The sequence below is a fragment of the Candidatus Eisenbacteria bacterium genome, assembly GCA_016867495.1.
Lineage (GTDB): Bacteria > Eisenbacteria > RBG-16-71-46 > CAIMUX01 > VGJL01 > VGJL01.
The window spans coordinates 1-11815 of record VGJL01000076.1 but is presented as its reverse complement, the minus strand read 5'-3'; the positions used below and the strand labels follow the sequence as shown (position 1 = coordinate 11815).

The window sequence follows — 11815 nt, the reverse complement described above, 5'->3', positions numbered from 1 at the left end:
CGAGCGATCCCGAATGGACCGCCCGGATCTCGTAGCCCCGACGCTGATAGAAGCGGAGGGCCCGCAGGTTGTCGTTCGTCGTGATGAGCCAGACCTCCCGGCAATCGAGGGAACGCGCGCGTCTCTCGACCGCGGCCAGAAGCCTCGTGCCGATTCCTCCCCCTCGGCGAAGCGCATCCAGCGAGACGACCTCGCACCTGCCCCGCCTCGTCTCGTACGTCACGAGGCCGACGATTCTCGCGCCCTCCTCGGCCAGGAAGCCGGCGTGTTCGTGCGCGGCGTGGAGCCGTCCCCTGCTCACCACTCCAGGCGGGCCCCAGCGGCGGAAGAGGATCCGCTTGACGGCCTCGCGATCCCTCTCCGCGATCCGGCGCACGCGGATCGGACCCTTTCCCGCCGGAGTCGATGCCATGGGCGGCAGGCTAGGCGCGTCCGGCCGCCAGGGTCAAGGCCGCTGGGGGGACTGCGGGGCCCGGCGCCTCGACCGAGGCACGACCGCCCTGATAACCAGGCCTCCGGCAAGCGGTTGCCCCGTGACCGGCCGCCCTCGTCCAGTCGGATCGCAGCCGGGGCTGCCATCGCCCCGCTCCCCGAACCGTCCCGCGATCCCGCGAAACACCTTTCCGGGAGCATATCGGCCTCGATCGATGTAGGATGACGTGGATCCGGCCGGATACACGCCAGGCCGGAGTTATCGAGAAGCCCACCAACGTACCGACTCGGTCTGGACCATGCGAACTCGAGCCAGCCGCCCGGCGAGGCGCGCGGATCGTTCCTAGCCAGAATCGGACGAAGAGGAGAAGACCAGTGAAGCACGAGATCAAGAACTTCGACCACCTCATCGGAAAGGTGGATGGACTGAGCGAGGCGCAGCTCAAGGCCCACTTCGGCCTCTACGCGGGCTACGTCAACAAGCTGAACGAGATCGAGGAGAAGCTCGCCAAGGCCGATCCCTCGGCGAGCAACTACTCCTTCGGCGAGTTCAGCGAGCTGAAGCGGCGCGAGGCCGTGGCGTTCAACGGCTCCTATCTTCATCAGCTCTACTTCGAGAACATCGCCCCCGAGAGGGGACAGATCTCGCAGCCCCTCAAGGCCGCCATCGAGAGCGATTTCGGTAAGTACGAGGCCTTCGAGGCGAACATGAAGGGAGCCGCCGGGTCGACGCCGGGCTGGGTGCTCCTCACCATGAACCGGATCGACAAGAAGCTGCACAGCTACATCATGTTCGAGCACCACATCGGGCTTCCCGCCCACCAGGAGATCCTCCTGGCGCTCGACTGCTGGGAGCATGCCTTCATGATCGACTACGGGACCAAGAAGCCGGACTACCTCGCGGCGTTCTTCAGGAACGTCAACTGGAACGTCGTCAACGAGCGCTACGCCAGACTGAAGGCGTAGAGGATCCGGGCCGATGATAGATGTGGTGGCAGGCCGGCGCCGCCGGCCCGCGCCGCCGCCACCACCTCCCGGGGACGCGCCCCACGCGACGCGAGGGCGATCGGTCCCCCCACCGATTCACCGAAGAAACGCGAGCTGATGGACCTGATCATTCACGGACACTTCTACCAGCCGCCGCGGGAGAACCCCTGGACGGGGAAGCTCCCCAGGCAGCCGAGCGCCGCTCCCCATCACGACTGGAACGCGCGGGTCTCGTCGCAGTGCTACGCGCCGAACGCGCGCAGCCGCGTGCTCGACGAGCGCGGGCGGATCGAGGAGATCGTCAACAACTTCGAGTGGATCAACTTCGACTTCGGCCCGACGCTGCTGCGTTGGCTGGAGGCGGCGGAGCCGAGACTGTATCGCCAGATCCTCCAGGCCGACTCGAGGTCGCGGGAGCGCAACGAAGGCCACGGAAACGCCATCGCCCAAGCCTACAACCACACGATCCTCCCGCTGGCGAGCGAGCGCGACAAGCGGACCCAGATCCTCTGGGGGTTGCGCGAGTTCGAGCGCAGGTTCGGGCGGCCCAGCGAGTCGATCTGGCTCCCCGAGACGGCGATCGACGCCGAGACCCTGCGGATCCTGGCCGAGTTCGCGATCCGCTACATCATCCTCTCGCCCCAGCAGGCCAAGAGATTCCGCCCGATCGGCGGCGGGGCATGGAGCGACGTCTCGGGCGGAGCGATCGATCCGCGCCGCGCCTACAGAACCGTGGTCCCCGTCACGGGCGGGGGATCGGCCGCGATCGACGTCCTCTTCTATGACGGGCCGATCTCGGCCTCCGTCTCCTTCGAGCGCTTGCTGCGAAACGCGTCGGGATTCGCCGACCGGCTGCAGGCCGCCCGGGGCGGCGCCGTTGACGCGCTCGTCCAGATCGCGACCGACGGCGAAGTCTACGGGCACCATGAGCCGTTCGGGGACATGTGCCTCGCCTATCTGATCGCCCGCGAGGCGCCCCTGCGCGGCTTCCGGATGCTGAACTACGGGCGCTACCTCGATCTGCATCCCCCTCAGCACGAGGTCGAGATCGACTTCGGCACGAAGGACGAGGGGACCTCGTGGTCCTGCCGGCACGGGATCGACCGGTGGAGGCGCGACTGCGGCTGCTCCACGGGAGGCCAGCCCGGATGGAACCAGAAGTGGCGCGCGCCCCTGCGCAAGGGGCTCGAGCGCCTGCAGGAGCGACTCAACGAGATCTATATCGCCGAAGCCTCGCCCCTGCTCGAGGATCCGTGGGAGGCGCGCGATGATTACATCGAGATCCTCCTGGACGCCGAGCGGACGCGGGAGCCGTTTCTCCGCAGGCACGCCTCGCGCGATCTCCCGGATGCCGAGCGCCGCAAGCTCTGGCGCCTGCTCGAGTCCCAGCACCAGGGGATGTTGATGTTCACCTCGTGCGCCTGGTTCTTCGCCGACATCGCCGGGATCGAGGCGCAGCAGAACCTGACCTACGCGGCGCGGGCGATCGACCTTGCCCAGCCATTCACCAAGACGAATCTCGAGAAGCTGCTCCTCGATCACCTCGGCGAGGCCAGGAGCAACATCCCGGAGATCGGCACGGGGGCGGACGTCTGGAGGAGGTTCGTCTGGCCGGCCAGGATGCCGCCCGAGCGGATCGCGCTGGAGTCGGCCGGGCTCTGGGCCGTCTCGGCCGCGGGCGAGGACAAGATCTCCCGCGCGGTCACGGTCGAGATCGATCGCCGCGAGGGGAGTCTCGAGGCGGGACGGCTCGGCGCGCGCGTGCGCGTGCGCGACGTCTCGATCGATGACTCCTGGGAGTTCGACGCGACGGTCTCGAGCGATTCCGCGGAGATCCTCTCCGTCGAGGTCCGCCGGACAGGGAACGACCCGGATCGGGTCGCGATGCGGCGGTCAGTCGACGACTTCACGCCCGAGGCTCGCGCGAGGGTCCTGCGATCCCTGTTGAACGACATGCTCCTGCGACAGCAAGAGAGGTTCGATGAGATCTTCGAGTCCTCGAGGGCGTTGATCGAGCGCTACCACGGGCAGGAGATGATCCTCCCCGAGGTCTTCCACGCGTTGGCCAGGGATGTGATCGATCGCCGCTATGTCGCGATCGCCGAGCGGCTGGCATCGGTCCCGCCGCGGGAACTCCGCGGCGATCGGGTCCGGGCCGAGCTCGCGGAAGTCGAGGATCTGGCGAAGAAGTCGGGAGTGCGCGGCGATGCCGGGCCGGTCGCCCGCGCGATCGAGCGCGCCCTGGCCGCCAATTTGCTGGATCCCGAACAAGCAGCGACGGACGACCTGTCGCGAAGCCTCGATCTGCTGTTCGCCGCGGATGCGACGGGATTGGAGATCGAGCGGACAAGGCTTGAGGAGATGGTCTATGCTCTGCTGAGCCACCACAGGACGACGGTCGCAGCCAGGCTGGCGGGCACGGCGGCCCCGAGCGACCGGATAGACCCAGATGTGCTCATCCGACTCGCGGAACACTCGAACCTGAGCCTGCGTTCCTTCAAGGGAACGCGCGCTCATGCCGCCAGACCCGCTTCACGTTGAAAGAGAGGATGTTCTCGATGAGAGCCGATGACTTGACGGCCAAGTCCAAGAAGGACCTGATAGAGATGGCCCGCAAGATGGATGTCCCGGGCCGGAGCGCGATGTCGAAGGAGGAGCTGGCGCGGGCGATCGCGAAGAAGCTCCCCACCGCGCCCCGACCCAAGGCCGCCGACCCGCCTGCGGGCGGGGAGAAGAAGGCGACACGGCGCGCGGGCAAGAGCGCATCTGCTCCGGAGCAGGCCGCCGCGCGGGCCTCCGATGCGCCCGCCCAAGAGCCCGCCCGGCCCGCGGTCGCGAGACCGGTTCCTGCCCCCGGGGCCGCGCATGAACCCACCCGCCCCTTGCCTCCTCCCGAGCGGCCTCGACCGGATCGCGGCGGCGAGACGCAGCGCGGGGAACCCGCTCCGAGGGAATCCCAACCGATGAACGGCCGGAAGCCCTGGCTTCCTCAGAGGCCTCCGCGGGAGGGCCCCTTCGTTCCTCGCCGCGGCATTCCGCAGACCGATCCCGCGATGAAGCTGTCCCGGGTCGAGGAGATTCGCAAGTCGACCCCCGGGCGCGGCCCGCGACCCGGAGGCGGGGGCCCGCGACCCGGAGGCGGGGGCCCGCGGCCCGGAGGCGGCGGTCCTGACGGGGATCCGCATCGGATGCGCGGTCGCATGTCGGGCGGAGGACGTTCCAGGGACGATCGCCGGCAGGGCGATCGATTCCAGCAGAAGGGCGGCCCGATGCGCGGAGATCGGAGAGAAACGCGTCCCGCGGATCGCGATCGTAGGATGGATCCTCACAGCGTCGAACGATCCCTCCAGGCGAGAGAGCACCTCCGGCGTTCCAGCGAGGGACGCCGGCGAGGCGGCTACGTTCCTCAGGATCAACAGCGCCGTCGCGAGGCGCGGCCGCCGCTCGAGCCTCCGCGGCCCGCGTCGATCCCGGAGCATCTCGCTCGGGTCGTCGCCCCGCCTGTCGCGCAGCCGAGGCCGGATCTCGAGGATCGGGCGGGACATCCCATCGATGTCCCCGGCTCGTACGGCAAGGACAGGATCGCCCTCATGGTCCGGGATCCGCACTGGGTGCACGCCTACTGGGAGGTCACGCCGGCGGCGATCGACCGCGTGCGCTCGCGCGCAGGCGACCTCTGGGACAATCACAAGTGGCTGCTGCGCGTCCAGATCCACACCGACGACGCCTCGAGACCGCCCGGCGGCCACTTCGACATCGAGCTCAACCCGGCCGCGAGGAACTGGTACTTCCAGGTTCCACAATCGGACTGCTCGTACGACGCGATGATCGGGATCCTGACTCGCGACGGCACTTTCCATCCGCTCGCGCGCAGCAACAGGGTCCGCACTCCCCGGGCCTCGATGAGCGGCGTGCTCGATGAGGAGTGGGCCTCGACGGAGGAGGAGTTCAAGCAGATCTACTCCCTCTCCGGCGGGCACGGCGCGGGCGGCGCATCGGCATCTTCCGCCGAGCTCGGCGAGTCGCTTCTCGAGAGACAGAGGGAAGGATGGTTCTCGGGCATGCTCGGCAGCATGGGCAGCGGCGCGCTGGGCGCTCCCAGGCAACGCGGATTCTGGTTCCAGGTCAACACGGAGCTGGTCGTCTACGGCGCGACGGAGCCCGACGCCCGGCTGACGGTGCAGGGCCGGCCGATCCAGCTTCGTCCCGACGGGACCTTCACATTGCGGTTCCAGCTCCCCGACGGGGCGCAGGAGATCCCGTGCGTCGCGACATCGGCGGACGGCCTCTCCGAGCGGACGATCACCCCCGTCGTGAGGAGACAGACGACCTCGGCCGAGCGCGAGCCATCATCCGCGCAAGAGCCCGAGATCTAGCTCCCGGGGCGCGACGATGGGCATGGAAAAAGGATACCTCTGCTTAGTCCTGCACGCGCATCTGCCCTACGTGCGACATCCGGAGCACGAGGACTTCCTCGAAGAGGACTGGCTTTTCGAGGCGCTGACGGAGACCTACATCCCGCTGGTGCGCGTCTTCGAGCGGCTTCTGAACGACGGGATCCACTTCCGCCTGACGATGTCGATCACGCCGCCTTTGGCGGGCATGCTGAGCGATGGAGTGCTTCAGGAACGATACCTGCGTCACATCGAGAAGCTGATCGACCTGTCGGAGCGGGAGATGGAGCGGACCCGCTGGCTGCCCGAGTTTCATCCTCTGGCCGTCCACTACAACAGGCTCTTCAAGGAAGCGCGGGAGACCTTCGAGGATCGCTACCACCGCAACCTGCTCTCCGCCTTCCGATCGTTCCAGGACGCGGGCGCGCTCGACATCCTGACCTGCGGATCCACCCACGGCTTCCTCCCCCTCATGCTGGGGAATCGCACCTGGTGGCGCGGGCAGATCGTCACGGCCGCGCGCGACTACCAACGTCACTTCGGCCGTCCCCCGAAGGGGATCTGGCTTCCGGAGTGCGGATACGAGGAAGGGCTGGAGGATGTGCTTCGCGAGGCCGGGATCAAGTACTTCTTCACGGACACCCACGGAATCCTCCACGCCTCTCCGAGGCCCAAGTATGGCGTCTTCGCCCCGATTCTCACGCGCGCGGGCGTGGCGGCGTTCGGCCGCGACCTCGAATCCTCCAAGTCGGTCTGGAGCGCCAAGGAGGGATATCCGGGCGATTCAAACTACAGGGAGTTCTACCGTGACGTGGGGTGGGATCTGGACTACGACTACGTCCGCCCCTATCTGCACAAGGACGGCAACCGCTGCAACCTCGGGATCAAGTATTACCGGATCACCGGACCTGGAACGCACAAGGAGCCGTACAACTTCGATTGGGCGCGGGAGCAGGCCGCCGTGCACGCGGGGAACTTCATGTTCAACCGGGAGCGCCAGGTGGAGCATCTCCACGCCCTCCTCGGCCGCGCGCCCATCATCGTCTCCCCGTACGACGCGGAGCTCTTCGGCCACTGGTGGTATGAAGGCCCGCAGTGGATCGACTTCCTCCTGCGAAAGATCGCATACGACCAGAAGACGATCTCGACGATCACTCCTTGGGAGTACCTGGACCGCCATCCGGTGAATCAGGTCGCGACCCCTTCCGCCTCGTCCTGGGGTTACAAGGGATACGCGGAGGTCTGGCTCAGCGGCGCAAACGACTGGATCTACCCCCATCTCCACGCGGCCGCCGAACGTATGGTGGAGCTGGCGAGCCGCTACCGATCCGGAACAGGGGGAAACGCTCTTCTCGATCGGGCGCTGCGGCAGGCGGTGCGCGAGTTGCTCCTGGCCCAGAGCAGCGACTGGGCCTTCATCATGAAAATGGGGACGATGGTGAGCTACGCCGTCCAGAGGACGCGCGAGCACATCTCGAACTTCAACAAGCTCTATCACGACATTCTCTCGAACCGGATCGACGAGTGGTGGCTGTCGACGATCGAGGGGAAGAACAACATCTTCCCGGAGATCGACTACACCGTGTATGCCGAGTCCGGGCAGGAGGCGAGATCGTGAGTTCGGGCCGTCTTCTCGCCGCTCGGGCGGCCGTCGCCGGTGTCGCGCTTGCCGCCGCGCTATGCGCTAGCGCGACGATCGCAGCGGCCCAGGAGTCGACGAACGCCGACTGGAGCCTGCCTTCGAGTCAGGATCCGCCGACGCGTGATCAGGTCGTCTACTCCTTCAAAGAGACCTTCAAGTACGATCTGCGCCCCGACTCCACCATGTATGGAACCGCGGCCCACTTCCGCATCCTCTTCCCCGCCGCCTACTGGGCGACCCACATCAAGAACCTCACCAACGAGGACGGCAGCCTCGCCTGGGCGAGGAGCCGGGACATGATGGCGCTTGTCGTCATGTACGACGCCACGGGCGAGCCTTGGTATCTCGATTGGCTCGGCCGGTACGCCGAGGCCGTGATGGCGGCGCGGGACGACATCGCAGGCAAGACGGACGCGGACGGCGCGTCCAATCCCGGGTGGGGCGCATCCCGGTACGGCGAGGGGAAGCGGAAAGTCTACCTCGTCCACTCGGGCCTGATTCTGCAACCGATCCTCGAGTATGTCCTCCGGGTCGGGAAGTCGGCGGATGGCGCGGCCGCGGACTCGCTGCGCATCGGGAAGCTGGTCGAGCGCTGCGTCGAAACCCTGCGGTGGCACGACTACCAGCTCGACCCCAAGCCCGCGGAGGGGGAGTCGGTGTACATGTCGGGCAACGAGGAGATCGAGAGACGCTACCTCTGGCAGCCCTACAACAGGCAGGGGATTCTAGCTCGCGACTTCTACCTTCTCTACAAGATCACGGGGGAAGAGGAGTACCGCCGGCGGAGCGAGAAGCTCTACGCGTTCTTCAAGAACCGGCTCGAGCGGACTCCATCGGACGCGTACATCTGGGACTACGAGCCGACGCGGGGAGCCGGCCGGGTCAAGGTGAACGCCTGCGAGGACATCTCGCATGCCTCCTTCACCATGGAGGGAATCGTCCCGGCCTGCTTGGACGGCTTCGTCTTCGATCGGACCGATCTGGCCCGCTTCGCGAGGACATTCACCCGCTACGTCCACTGGGGCGACGGCGTCTTCCAGGCGGGAATCGGCTGCAGGGGGATCTTCAACCGCGTCTTTCTGGAGCGGCTCTTCGCGTGGCTTCCCCTCGCGCAGGGCGATCCCGAGATATACTGGCTCCTCCACCGCTTCCTCCTGGGCAATGTCGCGAATCCGTCGCCACAGGCCGTCGCGTTCCTGGTCGCACATCGGCCGAGCGCCCCGGGCAAGATCGACATGAGGCTGCGGTAGGTGCCGGGCGAGCAGCGTCCCAGGCCCCCGGCGGATTCCCGTAGCCCCGCGCCGCGGCCGCGAACTTAGCGGGGCGAGGGGAACTGCCGGGGGCCTGGGACGGTCCATCCGTCGCGCTGGCGGCTCGGAGCGGAATGGGGCGTCCGGTGTAGATGAGTGGGCGCTCGGGCCGATGCCCGCGCGCCGGGAGAGATGTCGCGGATCGAGCGCGGACCGAGTGAGGAGAACGGCCTCCGACCCCGAACGGGCGGAGTCATAGGGAAGGGATGAAGATGGCACCGGAGATGACGAAGGAGACGACATCGGCGATTCAGGAATGCGCGGATGCGAGAGCGCGCATCCTGAGCGAGCTTCAGAAGGTCATTGTCGGACAGGAGCAGGTCGTCGATGAGCTTCTGAGTGCCCTCTTCGCCGACGGGCACTGCCTCCTCGTCGGCGTCCCGGGCCTGGCCAAGACCCTTCTTGTCTCGACGATGGCCCGCATCCTCGACCTCGAGTTCAACAGGATCCAGTTCACTCCCGACCTGATGCCGTCCGACATCACGGGCACCGAGATCCTCGAGGAGGACCGCACCACGGGCAAGCGCGCCTTCAAGTTCGTCAGGGGGCCGGTCTTCGCCAACCTGATCCTCGCGGACGAGATCAACCGGACTCCGCCAAAAACGCAGGCCGCGCTGCTTCAGGCGATGCAGGAGAAGGAGGTCACGGCCGCGGGGCAGACCTTCTCGCTCAGCCCGCCGTTCTTCGTCCTCGCGACGCAGAACCCGATCGAGCTCGAGGGGACCTACCCGCTCCCGGAGGCGCAGCTCGACCGATTCATGTACCACATTTCGGTCGAGTACCCGACCGAGTCCCAGGAAGTCCGCATCGTGACCCAGACGACCGGGTCGCTCGAGGCGCAGGTGAAGCCCGTTCTCACGGGCGGCGACATCCTGCGTATCCAGAAGACGATCCGGCGCGTTCCCGTCTCGGAGCATGTCGTTTCCTACGCCGTGCGGCTCGCGCGGGAGAGCCGGCCCGACTCGAGCAGCCTCCCCTTCATAAGGGACTGGGTCAGCTGGGGCGCGGGCCCCCGCGCATCGCAGTTCATGATTCTCGGGGCGAAGACACGGGCCGTCCTGAACGGGAATCTCACGCCTTCCGTGTCGGATGTTCGCGCGGTGGCGATGGCTGTGCTTCGCCACAGGATCATCGCGAACTTCAGCGCCGAGGCCGAAGGGGTTCGGGTGCCTCAGCTCGTCACCCGGCTCCTCGAGTCGGTCCCCGAGCCGAAGCAGGCCTGATCCCCCGGGATACTGGCAAGATGGTCCGCGCAGATCAGAGCTACCGCGTCCTTCTGGAGCCTTCGTTCCTCGCGAAGCTGCAGGGCCTGGATCTGATCGCCCGGATGATCGTGGAGGGGTTCCTCACCGGGCTCCACAAGAGCCCATACCACGGCTTCAGCGTGGAGTTCGCGGAGCATCGCCAGTACATGCCGGGAGATCCGATCCGCCACGTCGACTGGAAGGTCTATGCGAAGAGCGATCGCTTCTATCTGAAGGAATACGAGCAGGAGACCAATCTCCGCGCGCACATCCTTCTCGACGTCTCTTCGTCGACGCCATTCGCCGACGAGGGGCGGCTGGAGAAGGTCCGCTACGGCACCTACCTCGCGGCGGCGCTCGTCTACCTCATGCTCCAGCAGCAGGACGCGGTCGGCCTGCTGCTCTTCTCGGACCGGATCCACAAGATCATCCCCGCGCGCAGCGCGCGCACGCACAGGCGGATCCTCTTCACGGGGCTGGAGGAAGCGTTGCGGGAGTCTCTGTCACCGAAGAGCAAAAGCGAGCTGCGGCGCACCGACGTCGGCGCCTGCCTCGAGCAGATCGCCGACCGGACGCAGCGGCGAGGGCTGATGATCCTGATCTCGGATCTGTGGGACGCCAATCCGGAGCGGGTCATGAGGAGCCTGAAGCACTTCCGCCACCGCCAGCACGAGGTGGTCGTCTTCCACCTCCAGGATCCGCGCGAGGAGCGCTTCGACTATCGGGACGAGACCGTCTTCGTCGACATGGAGACGGGCGACAGACTGAGCCTCCAGCCTTGGGAGATCCGCGGCGAGTACCGCCGTCTCATGGAGGAGAGGATCGGCTTCTACAAGAAGGAGTGCGGCGCGAACCTGATCGCCTACGAGAGAATCCTGACCGACACGCCATTCGACACGGCTCTGCTGCGCTTCCTCGAGAAGCGCGCGCGTCTGCACTGACCCGTGCTCCCCATTCAGTTTCTCAACCAGATCTTCCTGGTCGGCCTGGCGGCCGCCGCCCTTCCGATCCTGATCCATCTATTCAGCAAGAGGAGGGCGCGGGAGGTCCACTACCCGAGCCTGGAGTTCCTTAAGGAGGTCTCGAAGAAGAAAGTGCGGAGGCTGCAGCTCAGGCAGCTCCTCCTTCTGGCTCTGCGCGTGCTGATCATCGGCCTCTTCGCCCTGGCGATCGCGCGCCCCGCCATGCGGGCGGGCGGCGGGGCGCTCGGACGGGGCAGCACGACCCTCGCCGTCATCCTCGACAACAGTTTCAGCATGGCGGCGCGCGATCCTCACGCGAGCGGCCCTCCCGGCGGGGAGGAGTCGACGCTGTCGCCGGGCGGAGCCTGGCTCTCCGAGGAAGGAACGGTCTTCGCCTCGGCCAAGCGGCGCGCCCTCGAGGTCGTGTCGCTGATGCGGGAGGGAGATCGCGGAGTGGTGGGGCTCGCCGCGCAGCCGGTTCGCTTCCCTTACATGACGGGCGTCGCAGATCCCGGCCTGCTCCGCCAGGAGATCGAGCGCTCCGCGATCGGGGCGACCCGCGCGGATCTGCGGCAGGCCGTTTCGCAAGCGCTCGCCCTCCTCGCGGAAGCGAAGACGATCAACCGAGAGCTCTTCATCGTCTCCGACTTCCAGAGATCGGATCTCGAGGCCTGGCAGGCGGAGAGCGGCCAGAGCGGCGACAGCGCGACCGTGAAGATCCCGGAGGCGCTGAGCCGGGCCGCGATGGCCGGGCCGCGCGTCTATCTCATCCCGGCGCGCAGGCTCTCCATCGACAACCTCGCGATCGAGCGGCTCAGGCTCGATCCATTGGGGGCGGGGCCGG

At 67.0% G+C, this 11815-nt stretch carries 9 protein-coding genes; 8 read left to right on the top strand and 1 reads right to left on the bottom strand.

Annotated elements, in window-relative coordinates:
* Positions 1 to 412: GNAT family N-acetyltransferase (locus FJY88_08345; GenBank protein MBM3287342.1), on the bottom strand; the 412-nt coding region annotated here is incomplete at its 3' end.
* A gap of 395 nt (positions 413 to 807) precedes the next feature.
* On the opposite strand from FJY88_08345, the gene FJY88_08340 reads away from it, so the two are divergent.
* The 8 genes from FJY88_08340 to FJY88_08305 all read left to right on the top strand — a co-directional run.
* Positions 808 to 1398 carry a superoxide dismutase gene (locus FJY88_08340; protein ID MBM3287341.1) on the top strand — a complete coding sequence of 197 codons (591 nt, stop codon included), beginning with the start codon at positions 808 to 810 and terminating at the stop codon, positions 1396 to 1398.
* 138 nt (positions 1399 to 1536) lie between these two features.
* A complete protein-coding gene (locus tag FJY88_08335; GenBank protein ID MBM3287340.1) occupies positions 1537 to 3960 on the top strand; it encodes a DUF3536 domain-containing protein in 2424 nt (807 codons plus the stop codon).
* A gap of 8 nt (positions 3961 to 3968) precedes the next feature.
* Positions 3969 to 5795 carry a DUF4912 domain-containing protein gene (locus FJY88_08330; protein MBM3287339.1) on the top strand — a complete coding sequence of 609 codons (1827 nt, stop codon included), beginning with the start codon at positions 3969 to 3971 and terminating at the stop codon, positions 5793 to 5795.
* 16 nt (positions 5796 to 5811) lie between these two features.
* Positions 5812 to 7431, top strand: coding sequence for a DUF1957 domain-containing protein (locus FJY88_08325; protein MBM3287338.1), 1620 nt, complete (start codon positions 5812 to 5814; stop codon positions 7429 to 7431).
* Positions 7428 to 8705, top strand: a complete 1278-nt coding sequence (locus FJY88_08320) for a hypothetical protein (GenBank protein ID MBM3287337.1) — start codon at positions 7428 to 7430, stop codon at positions 8703 to 8705. The genes FJY88_08325 and FJY88_08320 overlap by 4 nt, the downstream gene beginning before the upstream one ends.
* 284 nt (positions 8706 to 8989) lie before the next feature.
* Complete coding sequence (locus FJY88_08315; protein MBM3287336.1) at positions 8990 to 9988, top strand: MoxR family ATPase; 999 nt, start codon at positions 8990 to 8992, stop codon at positions 9986 to 9988.
* Positions 9989 to 10008: 20 nt separating this feature from the next.
* On the top strand, positions 10009 to 10950 hold the full coding sequence (locus tag FJY88_08310) for a DUF58 domain-containing protein (GenBank protein MBM3287335.1): 942 nt from the start codon (positions 10009 to 10011) through the stop codon (positions 10948 to 10950).
* 3 nt (positions 10951 to 10953) lie between these two features.
* A partial coding sequence (locus FJY88_08305) for a hypothetical protein (GenBank protein ID MBM3287334.1) occupies positions 10954 to 11815 on the top strand: 862 nt, incomplete at its 3' end.